This window comes from Cytophagaceae bacterium ABcell3, from assembly GCA_030913385.1.
In the GTDB taxonomy this organism is placed as follows: domain Bacteria; phylum Bacteroidota; class Bacteroidia; order Cytophagales; family Cytophagaceae; genus ABcell3.
In genome coordinates this window covers 3,084,707-3,110,885 of sequence record CP133159.1, presented here as the reverse complement: position 1 = coordinate 3,110,885, position 26,179 = coordinate 3,084,707, and the positions used below count along the sequence as shown (strand labels likewise).

Genomic DNA, 26,179 nt, shown 5'->3' with positions numbered 1-26,179 from the left:
TCATGCTTATAAAGTTCTTAACGCAATTTCATCAATGGCCGCCTTATTTTCTAACAGTGGTACATATCGCCATTTAAGAAAGGCAGTTTAAAGCATTTTATCGTACAAAAAAAACTTATTGCTTCCTAGAGACTTAAATGAATAACCCTATTGTATTACTCAGGTTTTAGAATGTACTCCTAATAAACTAAGAAACCCCAGAAAAGTAGTATTTCTGGGGTTTTCTTTATTAACTCTTATTCAAGACCCCTGTTGAGGTTAATAGATCAAAGTCACATGGCCTGTAAGTGTTTCTCCACTGCCGTCATTCAGGTGGATTACATAATAGTAAGTGGCTACAGGATATAAATGCCCTTTGTTACTTCTTCCATTCCATGGGTTGCCTGCATAGCTCCCTTTGTGTTCGTATACTACCATACCCCAGCGGTTAAAGATAACAAATTCTGCATCTGGATACCTTTCTATACCCGGCAGCTCCCAGTAATCGTTTATACCATCTCCATCTGGAGTAAATGCATTAGGAACTGTTAACTCGTTTAGCACTCTAACAAGAATACTATCTGTTGCGCTACAATTTCCAATGGTAGCATTTACTAAATACCAGTAATCACCAATTGGTGCATCGGCTCGGGTTATTATATTCCCGTCCACCTCTTCAGGGTCTGACAAGTTAAGGTGTGGCTGGGCACTCCAAACTGTTTGTTGAGGCTCTAGGTAAGAACCATCTATTTCCACCCATACCTCTTCGCTAGGGCTAAAGATGTATGCTTCTCCAGAGGAAACTGCTTGGTTATCTCTAATAAATATAATTTCAGGGACAGGTTCTACTATTACCTCAACTGTGTCACTATGCAGTAGCCCACAGCCAGGCTCATAAGTGAAATGGTAAACCCCTGCACGATCTGTGTTAAACTCATTTCCGTCTCCGACCTGTACGTCATTTTCATACCAAGTCCCTGGGCTGTTTCCGACCAGGACAAGATCATCCCCTTCGCATATAGAGATTATGCCATTGTGGCTGATAATTTCTGGTGAAAGTCCTAAATTAATAATAAATGTATCTTGATCACTCGGTTGCCCTATGCAACTACCCGTAATATTAACAATTGCAAAAATAATATCACCGTCTTCCCAATCCGGAGCGGTAAAGCTAGTGCCAGTTGTTGTCAAAATAGTTGTACCCGCCCGTTCTTGGGTCCAGGAAATCGTTGCATTGCTATTAGGTGTTTGAGCGTTGAGTTCTACTACTTGATCACCACAATAGGCAGGTTGCCCACCGGTCAAGCTTATTTCTGCATTTTCAGGTTCTGTAAAATTAAGTGTAATGACCTCTGAAGAAACGATTTGCGGTTCAGCACAAAGGGCATTGCTCGTCATCTGGACATACACCTGATCTTTGTTTTGAGGATTGCTTAATTGTAATGTAGTTCCTGGATTGGGATGTGCCTCACCGTTAACATACCATTCATAGTGTGGCGCTGGGCCTTCATTGGTTTGGGTGTTAATGGAAAAGTTCACTTCATCAGGTTCGCAAGCCCCATCAACGGCATCAGATGTAATGCTAATATCAGGAACCACTATTGGGTGTACTGTAATGGTAATCTCGTTGGAAATTGCATCAGAAGCTGTAACACAATTGATATCACTGGTAGCTATCAGTTGCACCACGTCTCCATCCTCTAGTATATCGCTTGAAAAAGTATCAGAAGTCTCAGCCTCTACCCCATTAATTGTCCAACTATAGACTGGATTGCTTCCTAAGTATTCACTGTCATCTATTGAAAAGTTAATATCGGTGCCTGCACATATTTCTGTTTCATCAGCAACAATATCCACAATAGGTGTTACAGGAGCTCCGATGTTAACCACAATTGCCCCAGAACTTGCAGTTGGTTGCGTAGCACAAGTTGAGTTACTGGTAAGCTCTACCGTAATTTCGTCTTCATTGTCAAGCGTTGCACTGCTAAAGGTTGTCCCTGTTTGACCACTGCTTGCACCATTGATGTACCACTCATAAGTTGGCGCACTACCTCCGCCTGATGTACTCGACACTTCGGCAGTAAAGGTTTCTCCATCACAAAGTGGATCAGGGCTTGTAGCGATGATTTCGACTTCAGGAGTTACACTATCATCTACATTGATAGTAATAACTTCTGAGGTAGCTGTATCTGTCGTAACACAGCCCTCGTCAGATATTGCAATAAGCTGTATTGCATCTCCATCATTTAAGATAGAGGTGATTAACTCATCAGATGTACCCTCTTCTACGCCATTAACCAACCATGAATAAGATGCATTGCCTAGATGCTCTCCTTGGTTAAGAGTAAAAGTTACAGATTCACCATTACAAATAGTAGTATTGGTGGCAGCAATATTTACTGTTGGCGTTACGGGATCTGTAACTGCAATAGCAATAGGTGCTGATACAGCAACAGGGTCTGTTACGCAAGTTAGGGAAGATGTCATGGTAAGTGTTACTTCATCGCCGTCTTCAAGGGTTGAGGTGGTGAAAACTTCTGAAGTTTCCTGCTCATTTCCATTTACAGACCAACTGAAAGAAGGAGTCTCTCCCGCGTAAATAGTGGAATCTATTTCAAATATAATTTCATCTCCGTCACATATAGTTGTTTGGCTTGCAACAATAGTTGCTTCAGGAGTTACAGGATCCCCGATATTCACAACAAGTGTATCAGAAGTTGCTGTTGGCTCTGAAGCACAAGAAGAGTTGCTAGTCATTACAACCGTAATTTTATCGCCATTAGCAAGAGACGAACTGTTAAATACATCTCCTGTTTCCCCAGTACTTAACCCGTTTACATGCCAATCAAAAGAAGGGTTATCTCCCCCACCCGTGACACTGGTGACTTCTGCCGTAAATGTTTCTCCATCGCAAAGCAGTTCAGGGCTAGTTGCTTCTATAGCCACTTGAGGGGTAATATTATCTGAAACTAAAATAATAATTGGTTCGGAAACCGCTTCCTCTGTAGTTAAACAGCCGAGGTCTGATGTTGCAGTCAGCTTTACCGTGTCCCCATCTTGCAGCGTGGTGCTAGAAAAGGCGTCACCTATCTCCTCTTCGACTCCATTGACAGTCCAGCTATAGGTTGCATTTCCAAGATATAAACTATCACCGATGGTGAACTGGACATCTTCCCCGATACAAATTACGCTATCAGTGGCTGCAATGGATACAAAAGGTGTTAATGGATCCATTACAGAAATTACAATAGAGTCAGACACCGCCTCTTCTGAAGTTACACAAGCAAGATCGGAAGTTGCAATGAGTTGAACCACATCTCCGTCTTCAAGGGCTGAAGTGCTGAACTCTTCTAACGTCCCTTGTTCAACACCATTGACAATCCAACTAAAAGAAGGTAAACCTAAATTGAGACTATCCGCAATGGAAAAGGTAATTGTTTCTTCTGCACAAATATCAGTTTCATCTGCTTGGATTTCTACCATTGGCTCCAACGGCTGAATAGTTTCAATAATCAAAGTATCTGATGGACCATCACCACAGCCATTGGTTGCGTAAACAGTAACAATATACTCTGGTTCAAGACCAATGTCCAATAAGGCTTCAAGACTGTCACCAGTAATTACACCATCATCAGAAACCGACCATGTATAGCTTTCTGCACCTTCAATTGGCTCTATTTGAAGCGCAATATCAGTAGTATTCGCACAAACTTCATTGGTTCCATCAATGCCGTCCGGTGCATCTGGCAATAAATTTTCTTCTAATTCAACAGGGTCAGATTCAATATAACAAGTAGCATCTGTTACCGAGCCATCGCCAATGCGTACGGTATACTCTCCAGCCTGATCGGCCATGATAGAGTTCCAGTCTTCCTGTCCAGGACCTAAAGCCACTCCATCCCTATACCATCTATAGAGTGCCCCTGAAACTTCTGTGGCTGTAAGTTCTACTGAATCACCAGTACAGAAAACTAAGTCAGAAGCATTTATTTCAGCTTCATCAGGAGGGGTACAAACGATGTCTTGGCCACAAGATACAATAGACTGTGCTTGTATAGAATTGTTAGGGACACCCATTAAGTTTGTATAGGCGTTATTGACAATTTGCCCACTGCTTGGGCAGCCAGCTACTACGCCTGTCCAGGTTCTCGTAATTGTTTCGCCTACAGGTACAGGGCCAGGGATTACCGGCCACTCAATGACTCCGTCTGTTACTGTAGCACCATCAGAGGCACTTATAAACTCTAAAGATGCAGGAATAGGATCAGTCATTATAATATCAAAACCAGAATCAAGGTGGGTCCTGAAGTTAACCAGCGTATGCTCACCCCATGTATCTTGTCCATCAGGAAACCCGTTAATGACACCTGCATAACCTTCCCTTACAGGAAGTCCGGAAACAGCCCAAGTAGGTGATGGGTTGGTCACGTTACCTAGCCAAAGGTTTAGTCGGTCTTCAGAAAGTACCACCCGGATATTAGTAGGCGAACCTCCAGGAAGACCAAGAGAAGTAGTGCTTAGTTCATCGGTGCCGTCATATAGTCTTACCTCCACATTACCTGCACCTGGATTAGGCTTGAACACTACATAAAGTCCATTATCTACAGCACCTCCTGTGTGCCTAAAAGCAAGTCCAAATGCAGCACTGGCAGCAAAATCTATAGAAGCATTGATAGCCCCATCGATACCATGTGAGTAATCATAGGTCATTACTCCTAAATTGTTTTGGACACTAGTAAGCTCTCCTCCTTCCACTGTCATTTCACTACCAGATTGAGAAGTCCAATTTTCCAAGCTGTTTAGGTTAGCCCGTGCTATGGAACCATCGGTGTTTTCATAGGATAATGTGTAGGTGATATTGTCACCAATTTCATATATAGTATCATCAGCCTCTTTGGTCATAGAAGAAGGTGGCGGAGGCAAAATAACTTCTGCACAAGTTACATTTACATCTGCATGGGCATAGGTAGGAGATTCATTGTCCCCTTCTATAGAAGCCGTATTGGTTTGAAGTTCATCCTCACGTTCACACTCTCCGGAAGAAAAGTCTGCGATAGCTGTATACCTAATTGTCCCCCCCTGCCGAACTTGTAATCTTGGTATACTCCACGTAATGGTCCTGGTTGCCTCATCATAAGTAGCCTCTCTTCCTAGTATTACGGCTGTATCACCCAAGCTTTCGCCATCTTCATCAATAAAGCCAGTAAAAGTAAAACCCTCAGGAAGTACATCCCTGACAATTACATTTTCAATTTCTCTTCCTGGAAGGGGGCCATCTCCAAACACCCTTCTCCAGGTGTATCCATCCCACTCTTCAACAAGAATATTGTCTACAAATTGAGAAGGCGTTTCACAAGCTTCATTGTGCCATTCCGTAACAGGAATGTCAGGATTGTTTATATCGGTCCAATCATTGGTAATAGGATAAAACAAACCATCATCAGCATCACCAGCGGAAGGAGCATAAGACCAATCGTCTCCCCAGTTCACATCAGCATAATTACTTGCGTTAAGTCTCCACTTAACCCTCAATGGTTCTGTACCGCCTTGGTGAATCCTTTGGCCCATGCCAAAGTACCGTGATAGATGAGGGGTAGTGGTTGCTAATTGTTCTGAGAATTGCACAACAATTCTTTGGTTCCATGCTCCTCGATCATCAGAACCAGGAACAATGGGTTCATTAAAAATATGCAATGCCTCAAAGTCTCCTCCTTCATAAATCTCATTGTTCAGTTGCCAACCAATATCACAATCTCCCTCTCCTGCTACACAGTCATATGTGTTATCATTAACAAACATGGATATCCTGTAATTTCCATAGTCGATATAAGGCTCATCAGCACCATGGTACAAGCGAAACTTTAAGTTCATTTCAGGGGCTACCTCTGCATCAGTATCTTGCGCATGAGCAACTACAACGCCTGGTCTACCCCCGTCAAGAAAACCTCCAGATGAAGCGTTTTTAAAATCTACTTCATATTTTACCTCTGTGCCTGGGTTTACTTCTTCATAGTTTACTTTTTTATCAATTTCAAGTGCCTTTTCTATAATATCCACACAGTTTCTTTCCATTACCGCAGTAATGTTATTAGGATATTCATTGGTGACCCACCCAGTTCCATTAGTACAGGTAATCTCAGCTTCGGCACAAATTCTACCAGAAAATTCCGGTAACACACGGTACACGACAGTGACCTCCCCCGTGGTAGGTTCAACCCCTCCATCTGTTGTAAATCCAGGGACAGTACCAACATCCCATACTACGGTTTCACCATTCAAAGAACCTCCATCAGAGGCAGAAACAAACTCATACCCCTCTGGTACTTCTTCCGTTATCCTTACCCCTTCTGCATCTACAGAAGCATAGTTTCGATAAGAAATGGTATAGGTAACCAAATCATCTGTAAAGGCATAGGTTCGGTCTACATCTTTATAGACTTTCATGTTTGCTTGCAGGACACTTGTTGCAGGAGAAGGGTGGTTTCCTGATAGCGTCAACATACCTAAAAGCCTAAAAAAACCATGGAAATAAACAGGAACACTTGTAATATAGTTGTCTCCCGGATCAGTCACATCCCACTCAATAGCACATTGCCTATACATTTTGCCCATAAGGTCAAAATCCTGTGCTGCTACTGCTGCTGGGGAACCTGTACCGTGCAGAAAGTTAAGGGTAAAAGTTGTAAGCTCGTCCCCTGTATTAGGGTCATAATAATACTTTAACTGTGAAGGCCCATTATAAGTGAGCTCGGGTCCACCCCCAACAGAATTACACGGGTTGCTCCAAGGAGCTTCTCCGGGGTTATTCATAAATTGGGCTAAACGTAATCCTAAATCCCTTTCATAAGTGTTTCCACCGGGTTCTACTTCCTTGGTATTTGGGTTCCAGGTCGTGTTGGGGTTTCCATGCCAGACATAGTTTAGGATGGTTCTCCAGGCATGTCTGAAATCTTCTCCATCCATAAAATTGGTATAAACAGGTCTGTCATCCCCTACTTCGTAATCAACCCAGCCTGCCAATGGTAACGCTGCTGGATTATCCAGCATTTGCCCATCAAGCCATTCGGAAGAGGCCTCGGCACGCAAAAATTGGTTGATATTCCAGACAAGATCTTGGGCATCGCCTTCTGTTTCCAAAAAATGAGCGAAGGCATGAAAGTAAGCTGGAGCATTGTAATCAATATGGTGTTGTGTAGGACCGGTAAACTCAGGACAATCTGGTTCTTGCCCTGTAGCCCAACTAGTAAGTTCTCCCCAAGTATTTCCGCCTTTAACATAGCCGTCAAATCCAATCGCGCCAGAAACTTTCCTACAGTCGGTTGGGTCAATGTCAGGGCTTTGGTAAACTTCTACGAGACCGCGAATAACATTTAAAGCTTCTTGTTTATAACTGATAGGGTTTCCACAGGCATCATCTACGCCCATAAATTCCCCCCACTGTTTGTAGGCAATTAATAAAGCAAGGGCAATATCGAAGTCACCATCAGCAGCAGCATCTACATTATCCATTAAAGAATTATCACCATATCTATAATCCGGGTCAGGTACTACACAATCCGAATACCTTGGATGCATAATCATCCTATGGTCATGTGTTCTCATCCAAAGACCATCAAAAGTTGTTTTGTCAGCCATTTCTGCAGCAGCAAGCAAAGCATATCCACACCCTTCTGAGCAGTCATAAGGACAGCCTATATTACCAATAATATATTGAACCCCCGCATGTTCTTCGCCCGTATATTCAAGTCTATTGGCCATGATCTGCCAAGCATCTCTAATACGTTGTTCCATTTCAGCATGTACTACTCCTGGAGCATTATTGGTGGCTAGGTTTCCTAAATAGTGTCCATCGTCTGTTGTATATGGATTAAATTGAGGAAAAGGAAAGTTTGGATTTCCTGAGTTTATGTCCACAGGTACTTGTGCATGTAATAATGCTCCTTTCCAAAGAAAAATAAGTAAGAAAATGAAAGTAAAGGACCTAAACCTGCTAGCTGAAGTTTTATAAAAATCCATATATAATTATATATATACTTATTTAAGTGACACTTGCAATTGCCTTTTAATACATTTGCTTATGCAGATGGTAACTAAAAAAATGAACTTTTTTTGCTTATTGATTAGCTGCTGTCCTATAGCTATGTGATAACAAGCAATTTATAACTGATTATGAAAGACTTAAACTTAAGTAGCTGTTAAGAAAAGGTCGTGATGAAAAAAATATCAGAAATGTTGATTCAAAAATAATTATAAAACTCTTGGCGAGGTATAGGTGAAAGTTTTTTCGATTATTCTTTTCATTACATTGAGAAAGTGTAGTCCATCAGTATTTGGGTTTTGTGACTTTGTCAGTAGCCCTAGGCAGAATTGTTTTATAACACCGGCACAAAGTTTTTTCATGCCAGTATGAAAACTTTAACCTAAAATATGCATTAGAACTTTCTATTGAGTGGCAAAATGACTTCAAATCAAGCGCTTCGCTCGCATTAGGTTTTTAACCATTGAACCACTATGCTTTGCAAATTAAATATACTGATTTTTTGTTCTTTTGCCCCTCATAACGAATGCATAATCCAGGTTTAAAATGGCAATTCCGAGTCATCATCTTCCAAACTATCATAGTTGGAATTGTTATTTCCCTGCTTTTCAACAAGCTTTCTTACTATGTGTTCTGGTTTGGCGATGAAGTATTTCTCATGAAAAGGATTGTCGAAACCAAGTTTTTGAAAAAAATTATATAATTTATAAGAAGCGGTTTCTTCATCATTAGATAAGTTATTTAGCCTCAGTTTTTTGCCCCACTTGGTTTGGAGCAAATATTCAGATTGCTGTAAAGGGACAGCTTTGGCAACAATTAAGCCACATGAATTATAAAATCGTGAAGCAATATCCTGTATCACCCGCTCGCCTACTCCCAACCCTCTGTATTCGGGCAAGAGCTCTAACCTTTCAAGAAACCCTATATTTAAGTTTTCAATCAGGGGTTCTTCTGAGTAATAATTATCAATCTTTTCCCAATAGTCACTTTCTTCTTCGTGTGAAAATAGGTAAGCGGACATTTCTAATACATGATCATTAACATCCATGATGTCAAATAGTGGGCAACCATTTTCCTCGGCCAGAGAAAAAAGGAGTACTGAAAACCTCCCCTTCCCTACAAGCTCTACTTTTTGATCACTAGAATCTAACAACCAAATCTTTATTTTGTATTCATTTACAAAATGGCTTGGCTCTTGAACTGCTGAATCGGTTAAAAAATTGGAAAATGTATATTTAATTTTAAATGCAGGTTCTCCCATTGTTTGCTTAAAGTAAATTCTAATATAAAATGAATAATAGAAACTTTAATGGATGAACCAGAGATTATTTTTAAATAATCTCTCTCTTGAAGAAAAGATCATGGGGTTGAAAGTTGAGCCACGAAACTTTCTAAGCTGATAGCCAGATCAAAAGGAGAAATACCACAACTGATACACTTCCGTATATCCCTAAAATCATCAGGAAAGGTTTCAAAAGCGTTTTTTTGCTGTTCTCAAGATAAATTCGCAGTTTGCCACGGTAGCTTTCAATATACTCAATGGATATGGAAATGTATTTTGAAAAATACTTCCCTCCGGTATCAGTTGTGTAGGAATGTACGGCCTTTCCAACAGAGTCATTGATTTCTACTGTTGCATGTGCCATAGATTTAGCAATTGCCTGATTAAGCGGGTATGACAAAACCCCAAGTTTTTTCTTCAGCGTTTTTTTAATTTCTTCTTGGACATCAGAGGAGACCTGGTTCAAAATTTCGGTGGAAGATACTTTTACGTGATCTCCAAACCACACAATTGCTTTCTGCTCCAGTTCTCTAATGGTTTTAATGGTAAAAACCAGACATAGATCCAGTATATTTTCTACAGCATTCATGATTCGGTTAATGCTAAGTACCATACCTAAAGAAAAACCACATAAGGCTGCTGTAGTGAGTCCAAATATTCCCATGGCAATCATTCCTAAGACCGAAAACCCTGCGTTAACAAGCAAACTGATCAATATTATGTCAGCAGATGCCAAAAGGAATACAGGAGCTAACAGAAATAAGTAAAGTCGAGAAAAAGTAAAGCCTATAATACTGACCTCTTTTTTTAGATCAGCCATGTAAAATGACTTTAGCTTTTCAAAAACTTTACTTTTTAGAGTATAGCCTTGCTCTTCTGTGTTATTGACGGGCTCTGTATTTATAGGATCATTCATGCCTGTAGACAAGTTTTAAGCGTACGGCACAAATTTAATTTTTTTATTGTAAAGCTTAGGTGCTTTGAGTCACTGTTGTAGATGCCTTTTGTCATATTTTTGAACGAACTAAAAGCTGCTTTTTCAATTTTTGCCATACATTCCCAAAAACATTCCGACCATTTTTTAAGATACTTCCTAAGTGTATATATTTTTTATGAACGGAGTTTGTCTATTTATGTGTTTTAAGTCATAAATTCGCACTGTCTTTACTTAAAATATAGCAAGATTTTGTCTTTTAACCCTTACAATATTGATCTTCCGGTAACAGAAATTATATCGGATGTACAACATCAGCTTCAGGAAAATCAAACTTTAATTATTAGTGCCCCTCCTGGAGCAGGAAAAAGCACCTTGTTGCCGCTAACGCTTATGAATGAGCCGTGGTTAAAAGGTAAGAAAATTTTGATGTTGGAACCACGTCGGTTGGCAGCGAAAACCATTGCAGAAAGAATGTCAGCGCTGCTGAATGACTCCTTGGGAAATACTGTAGGATATAGAATTCGTTTCGAGACTAGGGTTTCTGACCAAACTAAGATCGAAGTTCTCACTGAAGGTATCCTGACCAGAATGATTCATGGAGATAAGACTTTGGAGGATGTTGGAATGGTCATTTTTGACGAGTTTCATGAGCGAAACATTCATGCTGATGTGGCAATGGCATTATGCAGGGAAGTTCAGCAGGTTTACCGCCCCGACTTGAAAATAGTGGTCATGTCTGCCACGCTCAACATTCCACAGTTAAAAGAAAAATTTAAGGCTCCTGTGGTAGAAAGCAAAGGCCGTCAATATCCAGTGGATGTTATTTATACGGGTGGACAAGATGAAGTGGTTCTGCCAGAACTTACAGCACGCACAGTACATAAAGCTATTAAAGAAAAGCAAGGAGATGTACTTGTTTTCTTGCCAGGTGAAGGAGAAATAAGAAAATGCATGGATCTTTTAAAAAAGGAACTAAAAGGCTTTGCAATTTTGCCTCTTTATGGACAGTTGCCACCGGGCAAACAGTATGCTGCTATTATGCCTGATAAACAGGGACGAAGAAAAGTGGTTTTGGCAACCTCTATCGCAGAAAGCAGTCTTACTATAGAAGGAGTTTCCGTTGTGGTAGATACAGGCTATGGAAGAACTCAAAAGTTTGACCCAATGTCAGGGCTTTCGGGGCTTCAAACAATTAAAATATCAAAAGATTCTGCAGACCAACGTGCCGGAAGGGCTGGAAGATTAGGTCCTGGCACCTGTTACCGAATGTGGAACGAGGCAGATCACTATCGTTTGGCAGAACACAGAACACCTGAAATACTGGAGGCAGACTTATGTGCGCTTATGCTAGACCTGTCCCACTGGGGCATTATAGATCCTAACCAATTGACTTGGGTTACCCCCCCGCCTAAAAGTGCCGTAATCACTGCAAGGGAAACATTGGAACACCTAAGTGCCATTGAAGATGGTAAAATCACAGCACATGGCAAGGCGGTTCACCAACTGCCATGTCACCCTCGGATTGGCCATATGTTGTTAATGGCTCAACAAGCAGACTCCCTGTCCTTAGCCACAGACATTGCGGCCCTTCTTGAAGAAAAAGACCCTTTGTCTCGTGTAAGGGAAGCTGGTGTAGACATTAACGCCAGAATCGATGTATTAAGAAAGTACCGAAAGGAACAAGGTAAGGGCAGGTTGTTGGGCAGGGTTGAACGAATTGCCCACTCTTATAGAAAAATGTTCAATATAGAAGCAGATAATGAGGCGCATGACCCTTATGAAACAGGCGTGCTTTTGGCTTATGCATATCCTGAAAGGATTGCATGTGCCAGACCGGGAAACAACTCACAGTTCCAGTTGGCTAATGGCAAGTATGCTTCTTTTTCCCACAAAGACGATTTGGCATATGAACCATGGTTGGTTATTGCTAACCTGAATGCAAGGGAGGATACAGGCAAAGTTTTTCTAGCCTCTCCATTAAACCCCAAAGACCTGGCCCCTCTTGTAAAACAAAAAGAAGTAGTAAAGTGGGATCCTGAAGATGGCGAGCTTTCTGCTACATTAGATTTGAGTATAGGAAATATTGTCCTAAAGTCTCAGCCACTTCCTGCTCCAGACGAAGAACACAGTAAGGTGAGGGCTATATCGGATGCGATTAGAAAAGAAGGCAAGTCATTATTAGCGTTTAATGAAAAGGTAATTCAATGGCAAAACCGGGTTCTTAGCTTAAGAAAATGGCGTCCTCAGGAAGGATGGCCTGACGTAAGTACACACGCACTGTTACTTACTAACTATGACTGGTTAGGGAAATACCTTAAATCCATTAATACACCTGATGAGCTAAAAGCATTAAAACTGCTGGACATTCTATCCGTTTTTTTAGATGATGAACAAAAGAGGCTGTTGGACGAACTTGCTCCTACAACCATTACTGCATCTTCAGGTACTGTGGTAATGCTTACTTATAATCCAGAAGGGGCACCGCCCTATGTTAAAACTGCTGAAGAGGATGTGCCAAAGAATGAGGAATTATTTATCAATGAAGGAAAAACCTTGGTGCGAATAGTGTAATAGGTTCGATAAATTGGGGAATAAAACAATAGCTATAAACTCTAATTCGTAAAACTATCATGATAGAGTGTCTTTTAAGGCACTCTTTTTTTTATAATCAATTTTACTTTTAGGTGTACCCTATTTAATGTTTACTAACTTTAGTTCACTGAAAAAAAGGTGATTGACAAACCTTATAAAGTAATTATAGGTCAATAATGCTTGCTGCTAATGCCTTTCTAATAAAATTCTAATAAAACTCTAATAGCTTTCTAACGGTTTTTACAAATCGTTGAGGTTACTTTTGTACAAATAAAATAAATAATCACGACATGGACAGTAATCCCGATCCCGAACAACAGATTGTGAATTTTTAACCCTCCCGCAAAAGGACTGCCTTATGACCCATGGTTCCCTTTAAGCGGGAACAAAAACGTATAGTCATGAAAATATTAGCGATCCTTAACAGAAAATCTTCTTATGATAATTGCACCTTTGGTTTTGAAAACAAGCCATGTTTTCACCATTCAAAGCCTTACAAAAGAATAACCTCCTTTAAAGTTTTTGTTCATTTTTTCACGAAAGGAGGTAAAAAATGATGTTTACGGCATTTATTTTCCGGTTGCTTTTAGCCATTGTTTTAGGTGCTTTGATAGGATTGGAAAGGCAATGGCGGCAAAAGAGCGCCGGTCTTAGAACCAATACACTCGTTTCTATGGGTGCGGCAGCTTTTATCCTCCTTTCTCAATCTTTAACGGACGATATGGGTGACCCTTCTAGGGTTGCAGGCCAAATTGTGACAGGTATCGGCTTTCTCGGTGCTGGTGTTATAATGAAAAGCGGACTCAATATTTCAGGTTTAAATACAGCAGCTACCATCTGGTGTTCCGCGGCTGTAGGGACTTTGGCAGGAGCCGGTTTATGGGCAGAGGCTGTAGTAACCGCTGCTGCTGTTGCAGGCACCCATTTATTATTAAGGCCACTTGGGTTGAAAATGAACAGGTTTACCTTTAAAAAAGATGATTCGGCCATTCATTATTACGCTTTTAGAATCCGTTGCAAACAGCAAGTGGAGAACCATATTAGAGTAATGATCTTGAACGCAGTAAAGAAAGATGATCACTTACAGCTGAGGTCATTGAAGAGCAGCGACAATGGGAGCCCCGCCTTCTCTTATGTAGATGCTGAAATTATGGCCATTGGCAAGTTCGATCAACTTATGGAAAAATTGGCTGGCCAGTTGACACTTGAATATGGAGTAAGTGAGGTAAGTTGGCAGGTGAATGAAGAGCAACAAGGTTGAAAATAAAAAAATCTGAGATAGCTAAATTTCTGAATTTCTTACCAACCACTGATATACATACTCTCTAACACAAGGGATACAAAAACCTTGGAGTTAACCACGAAAAATAATTATAATGAAAAACTTTTACCTAGTTTCAACATGCCTGCTGTTGCTTAATACAGCTTTTGCACAAGTTCCTGCTCCAGAAGGAGAAACCGAAGGGGTAACAATTTTAAGGGATACAGTTAGGACTGATCCAGACACTATCCCTCCTCTGCCTTTTGATATTGCAGAAGAAAAAAGACTTTCTCCACAGGATATTGAAGACAAAAAAGAAGGTATATTCTTTACTGGATTACCTAGGGTAGAATTTGACCCAATCCGAGGCTTTGGAGCAGGTGGTAATCTGTTTATGTATCAAAACAGGACCAGAGAAGACCCGTTTTTTTACTACACACCATATAGGTACCGTGTGAGTACAGAATTCTTCATATTTCAGAACGGTAGAGTAAGGTATGAATTAAATTTAGATGCCCCTTATATTTTTAACACTAAGTGGAGGTTACGTGCTGATGCTGTATTGTGGGAAGACCCTCATGCGCAATATTGGGGCATAGGTAGAGAAACCTTACAGCCATTGACTTTTGCTGATAAAAGTGAGGGCAGAATAGGTGCACAAAGAAGGTTTAACAGAGTCAACAATTATGAAGACAACTTGGCGACCGCAGTACCGCTCAATGGAAATGGTCAATACGTGACGGACTTCCATTACAACCACTTCATTCAAAGGGAAATGCTTTACAACCTTCTATTTGAAAGAACGGCTATGGATGGTAGGTTAAGGTTTATGTTCGGATATGAGGCTTTGTTTACGCAGTTTGAAGATTATACTGGGAGGGTAGCCGAAGAAGCATATACCGCAGCAGGTGAAGAAGTGGAAGCCATTAACAGGGAAACATTATTCCATCAGCAAATGAATGATGGTACTTGGGATAGGTTTAATCTCTCTGGCTTCTCAGACCGGTTTCAATTTACCAGTATGTTGGCCGGTGCATTAATTTATGACACAAGGGACTTTGAGCCAGATCCTTCTAAAGGTATCTTTTTAGAATACTCACATGAGTTCTCTAATCCGGTTATTGGTTCCCAGTTTAACTTCAATAAGTTCATGTTGCAAGGTCAATTTATCCATACCTTAAAAAGATGGAGAAATGGAAAAAGCCGTATAACCTTTGCTGGTATGGGTGCTTTAGGCCATATTTTTGGATCCAATATCAACTTTATAGAAATGTGGGATTTATCTAGCCAAGCGGAAGCTGGAGGTATATTGGTTTTGGGTGGCGAGCGTTCTCTCCGTGGTTTCAGAGAGGCAAGGTTCTTAGCTCCTACGGTTGGTTTGATCAACTTGGAAATGCGTACCCGTCTGTATGACTTCCGGTTACTGAACCAACACTTTGTTCTAGGCCTTACTCCTTTCTATGATATGGGTAGTGTGTGGGACAATTTAACAGATATAAATTTACGTCAATGGAGAGGTGCCCCAGGTATAGGCGGCAGGGTCGCTTGGAATCAATCAACTGTATTGCGTTTAGATTATGCACAAAGCCGTGAAGGTGGTCAGTTCTTCTTAGGGTTTGGACATATATTCTAATAATAATTAAAAATAAACTAATGAAAGTCAATTTTAGACTTTCATTAGTTTTATATCATGATGGCATGTTGCTTTTCATTGCCCTTTCTCAAATTCAACCACAAACATCCCCCTCACCTGACCTTCATCATACCCAACTGCTTTGTCATTAGGATAAAGCTTGTTAATTTTTGTAAAAGTTTCTGGCGCAATGTCTTTTTGGGGCTTTCCATGACATTGAAGGCACATTTGGTTGGTTTCGATACTGTAGTAAGCAGTTACCAGTTCGTTTTGGGTCTGTACTTCTGTGATGTTTTTATGACCTTTAGCCAGTTTTTCTTTAAATGTGTTTAAAATTTTAAGCTCATCGTTTGTGGCCATATTTTCAGGGTTTCGTGGTTTATCGCTCACCCTTTTTACCAAAGCCTTATAAGCCCCAGCCATACTATCTGTAAGTGCAATAGCTTTTGTGTTACAAAACTCCACCGCATAGACACTACCACCCTCGTGAATAGCCTTCATTAAATTTTTGCCCAAGGTAGCTTTCGTGCCATTGGCAATTTTTCTGCCTTTCTCTTCATAGCTTATACTATCCTCTGAAATATTGTTTTTTTTGCTAAGCGCCAACCAGTCCTCCTCTTTGAGTGTTTTAAAATCTGTTTCATGAATAAGCTTTGAAACCAACATTATATCTTCTTCTTTAAAAGGTATTTTTGGCATAATTCCATATTTCTCAACTGCCTTTTTTATCATGGACAATTCTTCTGAGGGGGCAAGGATAAATTTTGTCATCTTACTGGAGAATTCTGTTTGACTATTTGACCAATAGGCCTTTCGTATTTCATCCATTGCTGGGGCAATTTGTTTTTCAGAGCTCGTCAGTGAATGGCATGATGCGCAGCCGTCTTGAAACAACCCCACAGCTTTCTGTTTTTCTTCTAAGCTTAGGTTATTGTTTTCCTTCTCTGTTGTAGTTTGACAAGCATGAATAACAATAGCCAAGACCAATAAAAGTGTAGAAGTTAAAATATGCTTTTCTTTCATAAAAAATTTTATAGAGTGTTATGATTTTCTAAACAAACAAAATGTAAAGTTTTGTACTTTTCCTGCAGGTGTAAGATGGGCTTCTTCAAAACAATTTTCACATGTGAAGCCCTCTTTAAACACCGTTTTCAGTTCTTCAGCTGAATATCGTTGGATATCCAGGTTGCTGCACTTTGAAGGGCCTGACGGTGCAAATGTTCCTATGCTCATATCCCCCCTTACGGATGATGCTGCAATGGACCGGTACATTTCGACATCTTTTTTATCTGTTAAGAAATGAAAAACAGCCCTGTCATGCCAAAAGTCAAACGCTGTGTCTGGTTTAAAGTGGGTAATGTCTGAAACTATCCATTTTACCAGGTCCGCCTTTTCCCCTAAACGTCTTTTTGCCTTATCCAAAGCTTTTGAAGATATGTCCAGAGCATATATATTAGTAAATCCGTGAGATATAAGTTGATCAATGAGCATAGAATCCCCTGCACCAATATCTATGATCGGAGCGTTCTTTTTTGGGTTTACAGATAGGATTAAGTTTATTGAAGTTTCCGGTATTGGCTGGTACCAGCTTACTTCTTCTGCTTTTTTTTCTTCAAACACTTTTTCCCAGTGCTTTCTTCTGGATATATTTGACATACATTATCTTTTTAACGGTTCGACCCAATTATTTCATTAATGTGGTAACTTACCCCTCAAAAGCCCATAAACCCATGTCCCTGTAATAGCACTTAACAAAGTGACCGATATGACAGTTGCGCCCGTACCGATTTGAGCAAATAAAGGACCTGGACATGCACCTGTCATTGCCCAACCGAAACCAAACAACAACCCTCCTAGTATCTGTCCTTTATTAAAAGTTTTTGAATGAAAAACAATTGGTTCTCCATAGATAGTCTTGATATTAAACTTTCTAATAATCCATACTGAAAGCGCCCCTACCGCTACAGCACTACCAATTATCCCATACATGTGGAAAGACTGTAAACGAAACATCTCTTGAATACGAAACCAGCTAATTACTTCAGCTTTTACAAATACGATTCCAAAGGCAAGTCCTACCAGCAGGTACTTGATATTATGCCACCATTTATGTTGTAACGTACTTTCGTTTGTGCAAATAGCATTTTGATTTCTTATTGCCTCTTTATTTTCCATAATTATTAAGTATTTATAAAGAAAGAATTAGGGGTAATATAATATTGGCCATGAGAAAACCTCCTGCCATAAAACTAACGGTTGCAATGAGCGATGGATACTGTAGTGTAGACAAGCCCATAATAGCATGACCGCTGGTGCAGCCTCCAGCATACCGGGTTCCAAATCCCACCAAAAACCCACCTACTACCATCAGCAGAAAGCCTTTTAAGCTAAATAACGTGTTCCAATTAAACAGGTCTTCTGGCACCAGGTTTTGATAACTTGTAATTCCATATGCCTGTAATTCTTCCGCAAGACTTGGATTTATATTTACAGGATCTGGGTTATAAAAGAAAGTAGCCGTGAGTACTCCCCCTAAAAGGATGCCTGTCACAAAGAATAAATTCCAGACCTCTTTTTTCCAATTGTACTTAAAAAAAGGGATATTGGCTGGCATACATGCCGCACATATATGCCGTAAAGAAGAGCTTATTCCAAAAGATTTATTTCCCAGAATAAGGAGCAAGGGAACAACCAAGCCTATGAGAGGCCCGGCCACATACCATGGCCAAGGCTTATAAATAAATTCTATCATTGTTTAGTGCTTTTGTTATACATTCATTGTCTTACTTTGGCAAACAAAATCTGATTTAGGAACCTCAGTTTTTTTAATAGCCCCAAAACCTCCTTCAATTTCTGAAAAGTTCCTATATCCCCTTGCTTGTAACACAGATGCTGCAATCATACTTCTATAACCTCCAGCACAATGCAGGAAGAAATGCTCTTTAGGATCAATTTCTGATATCCAGTCATTAATATATGCTAGTGGGCGGTTATATGCACCCTCTACATGTTCAGCTGCATATTCACTTTCTTTACGAACATCTATTACTTTGCTGCCTGTTTTCAATGCTTCTGAAAACTTTTCTGCTTCAATACGATTGACGGTATCAATTTCCTTTTCAGACTTAACCCATGATTGATAACCACCCGACAGATGCCCAAGAATATTGTCAAACCCCACCCTGCTCAATCGCGTCACAGCCTCTTCTTCTTTTCCAGGTTCTGTTATTAATAGCAATGGCTGTTTAACATCTCCAATCATAGCTCCTACCCAAGGTGCGAAATCACCGTTTAGACCGATATTTACAGATCTGGGAATAAATCCTTTAGAAAAAACTTCAGGAGAACGTGTATCAAGAACCAAAGCTGCATTAGTCTCTGCCAATGTTTCAAACTCATCTGGAGATAATGCTTTTAACCCATTATTTAAAACTTGGTCAAAACTTTCATAACCATGTTTATTCATTGTAACATTCATAGGAAAATATGCTGGAGGAGGGAGTAAACCGTCTGTAACAGCTTTAATAAAAGATTCCTTATCAGGTTGGTTGAGCGCATAATTCACTTTTTTCTGGTTGCCAAGCGTATCAACAGTTTCCTTCATCATATTTTTTCCACATGCACTTCCTGCGCCATGGGCTGGGTAAACTATAACTTCATCAGCCAGTGGCATTATTTTATTCATTAAGCTGTCATATAAATATCCAGCCAATGTTTCTTTGGTAACATTAGCCGCTTTCTGTGCAAGATCCGGCCTTCCTACATCACCAAGGAAAAGGGTGTCTCCCGTGAATATGGCATGGTCTTTACCCTTTTCATCTTTTAATAAATAAACCACACTTTCCATCGTATGCCCAGGAGTATGCAGCATTTTTATAGTAAGCTTGCCTAACTTAAACTCTTGTCCATCTGTTCCAATAATAGCGTCAAATGAAGGCTTTGCTGTTGGACCGTACACAATGGATGCTCCGGTTTTTGCACTAAGGTCTAAATGTCCGGAAACAAAATCTGCGTGAAAGTGTGTCTCAAAAATATATTCTATAGTCGCATTGTTTTGCGCTGCTTTTTGGATATATGGATCAACCTCCCTTAAAGGGTCTATAATAGCCGCTTTGCCATCAGACTCAATGTAGTAGGCACCTTGTGCCAAACAACCAGTATAAATTTGCTCTATTTTCATATTTATTTTATTTAAAACATTTCGTTAATTAAAATTACAATACCTAAAATCAAGGTAAACCAACCAAAACTTGGTTTTAAGACATCGCTTCTAATTTTTTTGGATAAAACGGTGCCCAAAGCAATTCCAATGATGGAAAAGCTAGTAAAAATTATTAAAAATGGCCAATCAACTAATAAGCCTGCAGAAAGGTCTCCTGTAAACCCTATTAATGATTTTGCAGCAATAATTAACAATGATGTACCTACTGCTATTTTCATTGGCAACCCTGTCAACAATACAAGTGCAGGAATAATCAAAAAACCTCCACCTGCACCTACAAACCCAGTTATCACACCTACTATAGCCCCTTCCAACATTATGAAAGAGTAATTAAATTTTAATTTTTTCCGGTCAAATAAATCAGCGTCATTTCCTTTTACATTCCCTTGTCTAATCATTGTATAAGATGAAGCAATCATTAGAATTGAAAAAATGGCCATTATCATCAGCTGCTTTGAAACAACATAATTGCCAAGGTTCAATATATGGTCTGGGAAAAGAGGCATCAAATATTTTCTCGTTGCAAATACAGCTATAAAAGAAGGAATGGAGAATACTGCTGCCGCTCTATAACACAATTGGCCTTTTTTTAAATACCCAATGGCTCCTACCAGTGAGGTAATACCTACTATAAACAATGAATATGCGGTTGAACTTAATGGGCTAAGTTGCATAATATATACTAGCACCGGTACTGTCAGTATAGATCCTCCCCCGCCTATAAGGCCTAGAGAAAGCCCGATTAGAATTGCTAAACAATAACCCAAAAATTCCATCATAAAAATATTAAATTATTTACATATTTAGATAATTGCATATATTTTAAAAAAAATTATTCCATTTCGCATTGGGAAAGGCAATCCAATATCTTCACAATCTTCTTTTCTTTTAAAGAATATACCATATTTTTTCCATCTCTAAAACATTGCAAAACTCCTTTATCTTTCATATTGATTAGATGGTGAGAAAGTGCCGCTTGTTCTATTTCTATATGCTCCTGAATTTCTCCCACATTTAATTGTTCATACTTATCCAGTAGTTCAATCACTGACATCCTTACAGGATGGGCGATAACTTTAAGTATCCTGCATGCTTTTTCAAGTTTCTCAGGAGTAATTTGCGGTCTAGTATCAGAATTATTCATACATATTTCCTTTCTTCTATAACCATAACGCTAACATATGAAAAAAATTTCATATGTTAAAAAAATAATATGAAAATATTGGCAAATATTAGTTAGAATGGAAATTTTAAGAATTTTTGTCATTTGAAAAATGGCATGAACAAAGTCGTAATTCGATAAGTCTACAGGGAATCTAAAACTTTAAATCTGTGCTTAAAAAGCTCAAGGGCTACGCAAAAGGATAATATAAAAAAAGCTGCCAGAAAAAATCCGGCAGCTTTTTTTGTAAGGGCACAACACATGCCTTATGGTTACTGAACCACTATTTTAGCATGTTGTACCTTGCCTTCATATTCAACGACCAACAGGTAAACTCCTGAAGGTAAATCTGAGATGTCAAAACGATCAACTGTGTTGGTACTGTTTACAGACCTGACTACTTGACCTAAACCGTTTAACAAAGTCAAGGTTTTAGTCTCCACAGCTTGATATTCAACAAACAACTCTGTACTTGCAGGGTTAGGATAAACATTTACCTTGGCACCCAACTCTTCGCCATTGATGCTGGTAACACATTCATCCTCATCTAATGTTGGCTCAATGCCTGTGTTTCCTCCTGCGCAAATACCACATACATCATAAAAGGCATCGCCCCAAATATCATCATTACAGTCTACCGGTTGGGTAACTGTTAGCGTAATTTCCTCGCTTTTGGTCTCACCGCCATTGCTGCTTGTAATGACAACATGATATGTACCGGCGTCTTCCTCAGAAGTTTCTTCTACAGAATAAGTACTGTTGGTAGCTCCATTTATTGGTTGGTTATTATGGTACCACTGGTAAGTGAAAGATCCCGGTCCAGAAGCGTTTACGTTCAGCTCAAACGGCTCTCCTAAAGTCGCTTCTAGTGCAGTTGGGATACTTATGATTTCTGGGTTCACCACTGGGCAAGAAGAACCAGGTTCGATACCTGTATCGCCACCGGCACACTCTCCACATTCGTCTATTTCGGCAGTACCGCCAGCTACGCCATTACAGTCTACCGCCAAGCTTACATTCACATGTATCTCATCACTAGTGACAGAACCATTGTCATTGGTCACAACTACATAGTAACTGCCTGCATCGGCCACACTAGCAGAAGGAACCGTATAGGTACTTTCTGTAGCGCCTTCAATTGGCTCTCCGTCTTTGAACCACTGGTAAGTGTTCTCTCCAGGACCGCTTACAGAAACTTCCAAAGTAAAGTCTTCACCTTCTTCTACATTGATGTCGCTGGAAACAACTTCTACTGTTGGTGCTGCGCAAGTGAAGCCCGGCTCAATACCTGTATTGCCGCCGGCGCAGACATCGCACTCGTCAATTTCCGCTGTTCCGTTTTCATCGCCGTTGCAGTCTAGTTCAGGTGCTGCAGCAATGCTTACTTGAATTGGGTCACTTGTGGTAGCGCCATTGTCATTGGTCACAAACACATGATAGCTTCCCGCATCGGAACCGCTTGCAGAAGTAACCGTATAGGTACTTTCTATAGCACCTTCAATCGGCTCTCCTTCTTTGAACCATTGGTAAGTGTTCTCTCCAGGACCGCTTACAGAAACTTCTAAAGTAAAGTCTTCGCCTTCTTCTACATTGATGTCGCTGGAGATAACTTCTACTGTTGGATCTGCGCAAGTGAAGCCTGGCTCAATGCCTGTATTGCCACCGGCGCAGACATCGCAATCATCGATATAGGCTGTCCCCCCTTCGTCGCCGTTACAGTCGACTCCCTGGATGATGCTTACCTCAACAGAGGCACTTTGCGTGTCACCGTTTTCGTTGCTTACCACCACTTGGTAAGAGCCCGCATCAGAAACAGCAGCTTCAGTTACGGTATAGGTAGCATCGGTGGCACCTTCTATGGCTTGGCCGTTTCTGAACCATTGATAAGAAAGTTCATCAGGGCCAGAAGCTGTGACTGTTAGCGTTAACGCTTCACCTTCTTCAACTTCAATGACCTCGCTGATGGACTCAATTTCAGGCTCAGCGCAAGTATAACCCGGTTCGATACCTGTTTCGCCACCAGCACATACATCACATTCGTCAATTTCGGCAGTCCCCCCTTCGTCTCCGTTGCAATCGATGGCAGGTTTCACTATAACCTCGATATTGTCACTTGTTGTAACACCACCATATTCATCGGTTATAGCTACATGCCATATACCACTGTCTGATTCACGGGAAGATTCAATTTCTAAGGTTGCTGATGTCGCATTTTCTATCAGCATTTCATTATGATACCATTGATAGCTTAAAGTGCCGCTTCCGGTTGCTATAACTTCCAAAGTAATAGCTTCTCCTTCCGAAACTTCGATTTCAGTAGGCAAGCTTTCCACCACAGGTTTGGCAATAACATGAACAGAATAGGTTAATGAACTTTGGGCGCCACATTCGTTGGTAAAATTAACCTCATAATTGCCTGTACTTTCCATACCAATATTGGCAAAAGAGATTTCCCTAGTACTTTCTGAAGAACCGTTAATATCTATCCACTCCCACTTCCCATCAGAAGCTACAGGGGATAATGTCAGGTTTTTACCCTCCGAAATTGAAATTTCTTTATTTTCTTCTGGTTCATTTTCCCCAATTATTACCATGGGAGAAATGGTGTTTGTATCACAAAGAGAGAGAATGAAAGAAACAGTTGTATCCTTTCCACAAACGTTGGTAAATGAGGCAGCGTAGGTTCCAGTAACTTCAGAACTGAAGTTTTCTACTGTTAGTGATTCATTATCAGAGATTAGTTCGTCTGGGCCAGTCCATTCCCAAGTACCTTCTTCTGTGGTTTCGACAGATAGGGTAATATTGCTTCCAAGCGGAGCAACCACTTCATTAACCTGCTCTTTTTCCTTGTCCTCTATTTGACTAAAAGCTGTAATTTTGGGTTTTTCACATTCTTCTGAAGCTACCTCCCCAAGAATTATACCCCTTCCATTTGTAGCAACATAAACTCTACCATATACCCTTGGGTCTCCTGTAATGGCAGTATTTATAGCGCCAAACTGATTTAAATCATTATTAATCCTAACCCAATTTTCACCTGCATCATCAGACCTGTAAATACCATAGGTATTATTTACAGAACCTGTGATAAAGATTGCAGGATATTCCTGACCCGGAGCTGCTTTTCCAAACCCTACTACGTCAGCACTTTGCACCTGGTTATTTCTTTCAAAAGAATCACCACCATTGGAAGAATGATACAGGCCGTTGTTTGCAGGAACCCATATATGATTTTCATATCCAGGTACAGCTTTAAGTTTTGTGCCAGAAAAACCCGAAGTGGCAGCTGCGGAAAAATTAACACCACCGTCTGTACTTCTATAAAAAGTATTGCTTCTGATAGCATAAAATTTATTGGAATTTACCCTATCAGAAACCAGAGTTGCGGTACCTCCAATTCCATTTACCTGCGTCCACTGACTTCCTCCATCAACAGATCTATAAGGAGCTTGATTTTCAGGCGCCCAAATAATTATTTCACCATCCGCACTCAATGCTATCATACCATCTTCCATGTCTGCTGGATGATTTTCAAATCTGGTCCAGTTTTCACCTGCGTCTGTTGATATGGCTCCCATGTAGTCAACAGGTTCATAATCGTGCCCGATAATGGCGAACACAGAAGGGTTTAGTTCTGCAAAATCTACACCAACACCATCTTTAAAAGCAGGGTCTATCATACCAGCTTCAGGAGATTTCCTGATATCATTATGTACAAATCCACAAATATCCCCTATTCCACTCAACAGGCTAGGCCCTTCATTAGGACTTGCCAGTGAAAGAATGGCAGTTTGTTCTACCCCTTGAGCACGTATTTCCCATTTGATGGGGTTTTGGTCATCAGCATTACTTATTTCATCACAGCCCCAAACGGTTGCCCCTGTAGCATATAGCACTCTGTCTGAGTCAAATGGATCAATGGCCAAAGCACTTATCCAGTTTCCTGTTCTAATATTATTATCTTCAGAAGGGTCATTTCCCCACCTAATATAGGGTGAAGCAGACACATCCCTGTTTATGTAATCCCTGCCAGTGCCTACTGCTATCCAATTGTCACCGCCATCTGTACTACGGTACATTTGGTCGTATGGCCACCACCTGCAAATTGACCCAACCATGATAGTGTTAGGATTATTAGGATCAACAGCTATACCACCGAAACCATATTCCATATCAGGGTCAGGTGCTTTAATACGTGTCCATTCTTCACTTTGAGTATTAAATTTATATACAGCTCCATTATCAATATCATTTGGCCCGGGAGCGTCTGTATAGCTTATATATAAAGTCCCATTGCTGGCAAGTTTAGCCTGATAAGGCATAATTCCTGTAGGAGCACCAGGTATCCCTTCCCAAGATTCCCCGCCGTCTGTGCTTCTGTATAAATTCGTTCCATCATTACGTGCGACTCCCACATATATAACCTGAGAAGGGTTTCCCGGAGAGCCAGATGCTGCATCGATTACTACAAATCCAAGACCTACATCACGTGGTGTATTTATATTTGGAAATGAACTTACCTGAGACCAATTAGCTCCTCTGTTGGTAGATTTGTAAAGGCCGTTTTGCCTAGTACCTAAATAAAGGGTTTCAGGTGCATTAGGATCTAAAGCCAGACGTTCGCCCATGCCCCGACCATCTTCATTGGCGCCTAGTTTAAAATCAAGATAAGTTCTTTCCCAAGTCTCTCCACGATCAGTTGAACTAAAGAAAGAAGCATTTCCTGCCCAGTCATGGTAAGCATAGGTACCGCAAGCCATATAAACCCTATCCGGATCTGTAGGATCTATGGCCATACTTTCAATCCCCATCATGTTCCAGTCATCTGCATCAAATACATCAGTCAGTGGTTCCCACCTTCTGGTAGTGCCATCTAGTCTGTAGGCACCACCCATATCTGTCCGGGCATAAGCAAGGCCCTGTTCTGTGGGATGGTAAACAATACCTGTTAAAAAGCCTCCTGCGACAATTTCCACATTTCCCCAACTGTATTCACTTTGTCCATAACTTGTTGGGATGTACAGGACAAATGTTAAAAAAAATACCCAAAAATTACATAATCGTTTTCTCATA

General features: G+C 40.4%; 14 protein-coding genes. 3 read left to right on the top strand and 11 right to left on the bottom strand.

Annotation, left to right across the window (positions count from 1 at the left end; genetic code table 11):
* Positions 1 to 258: 258 nt before the first annotated feature.
* From RCC89_12565 to RCC89_12555, 3 genes are all read right to left on the bottom strand, one after another.
* A complete protein-coding gene (locus RCC89_12565) occupies positions 259 to 7,995 on the bottom strand; it encodes a glycosyl hydrolase family 8 (GenBank protein ID WMJ73990.1) in 7,737 nt (2,578 codons plus the stop codon).
* Between the two features lie 563 nt (positions 7,996 to 8,558).
* Positions 8,559 to 9,278, bottom strand: a complete 720-nt coding sequence (locus RCC89_12560; GenBank protein ID WMJ73989.1) for a hypothetical protein — start codon at positions 9,276 to 9,278, stop codon at positions 8,559 to 8,561.
* Positions 9,279 to 9,408: 130 nt separating this feature from the next.
* Complete coding sequence (locus RCC89_12555) at positions 9,409 to 10,215, bottom strand: hypothetical protein (protein WMJ73988.1); 807 nt, start codon at positions 10,213 to 10,215, stop codon at positions 9,409 to 9,411.
* A gap of 270 nt (positions 10,216 to 10,485) precedes the next feature.
* Between RCC89_12555 and hrpB the strand changes: the two genes are divergently transcribed.
* From hrpB to RCC89_12540, 3 genes are all read left to right on the top strand, one after another.
* The gene (hrpB, locus tag RCC89_12550; GenBank protein ID WMJ73987.1) at positions 10,486 to 12,807 is read left to right on the top strand and encodes an ATP-dependent helicase HrpB; all 2,322 of its coding nucleotides are present in this window, start codon (positions 10,486 to 10,488) and stop codon (positions 12,805 to 12,807) included.
* Between the two features lie 574 nt (positions 12,808 to 13,381).
* Positions 13,382 to 14,089 carry an MgtC/SapB family protein gene (locus tag RCC89_12545; protein WMJ73986.1) on the top strand — a complete coding sequence of 236 codons (708 nt, stop codon included), beginning with the start codon at positions 13,382 to 13,384 and terminating at the stop codon, positions 14,087 to 14,089.
* Between the two features lie 115 nt (positions 14,090 to 14,204).
* Positions 14,205 to 15,722, top strand: coding sequence for a DUF5982 domain-containing protein (locus tag RCC89_12540; protein ID WMJ73985.1), 1,518 nt, complete (start codon positions 14,205 to 14,207; stop codon positions 15,720 to 15,722).
* Positions 15,723 to 15,797: 75 nt separating this feature from the next.
* Here the strand turns inward: RCC89_12540 and RCC89_12535 are convergent, their stop codons facing one another.
* The 8 genes from RCC89_12535 to RCC89_12500 form a co-directional block, all read right to left on the bottom strand.
* Complete coding sequence (locus RCC89_12535) at positions 15,798 to 16,745, bottom strand: DUF3365 domain-containing protein (GenBank protein ID WMJ73984.1); 948 nt, start codon at positions 16,743 to 16,745, stop codon at positions 15,798 to 15,800.
* Between the two features lie 18 nt (positions 16,746 to 16,763).
* The gene (locus tag RCC89_12530; GenBank protein WMJ73983.1) at positions 16,764 to 17,378 is read right to left on the bottom strand and encodes a class I SAM-dependent methyltransferase; all 615 of its coding nucleotides are present in this window, start codon (positions 17,376 to 17,378) and stop codon (positions 16,764 to 16,766) included.
* 36 nt (positions 17,379 to 17,414) lie between these two features.
* On the bottom strand, positions 17,415 to 17,897 hold the full coding sequence (locus RCC89_12525) for a YeeE/YedE thiosulfate transporter family protein (GenBank protein ID WMJ73982.1): 483 nt from the start codon (positions 17,895 to 17,897) through the stop codon (positions 17,415 to 17,417).
* 13 nt (positions 17,898 to 17,910) lie between these two features.
* Complete coding sequence (locus RCC89_12520; protein ID WMJ73981.1) at positions 17,911 to 18,474, bottom strand: YeeE/YedE thiosulfate transporter family protein; 564 nt, start codon at positions 18,472 to 18,474, stop codon at positions 17,911 to 17,913.
* Between the two features lie 15 nt (positions 18,475 to 18,489).
* A complete protein-coding gene (locus RCC89_12515) occupies positions 18,490 to 19,902 on the bottom strand; it encodes an MBL fold metallo-hydrolase (GenBank protein WMJ73980.1) in 1,413 nt (470 codons plus the stop codon).
* Positions 19,903 to 19,913: 11 nt separating this feature from the next.
* Positions 19,914 to 20,720 carry a sulfite exporter TauE/SafE family protein gene (locus tag RCC89_12510; protein WMJ73979.1) on the bottom strand — a complete coding sequence of 269 codons (807 nt, stop codon included), beginning with the start codon at positions 20,718 to 20,720 and terminating at the stop codon, positions 19,914 to 19,916.
* A gap of 56 nt (positions 20,721 to 20,776) precedes the next feature.
* On the bottom strand, positions 20,777 to 21,088 hold the full coding sequence (locus RCC89_12505; protein WMJ73978.1) for a metalloregulator ArsR/SmtB family transcription factor: 312 nt from the start codon (positions 21,086 to 21,088) through the stop codon (positions 20,777 to 20,779).
* 290 nt (positions 21,089 to 21,378) lie between these two features.
* The gene (locus tag RCC89_12500; protein WMJ73977.1) at positions 21,379 to 26,178 is read right to left on the bottom strand and encodes an immunoglobulin domain-containing protein; all 4,800 of its coding nucleotides are present in this window, start codon (positions 26,176 to 26,178) and stop codon (positions 21,379 to 21,381) included.
* Position 26,179: the final 1 nt, after the last annotated feature.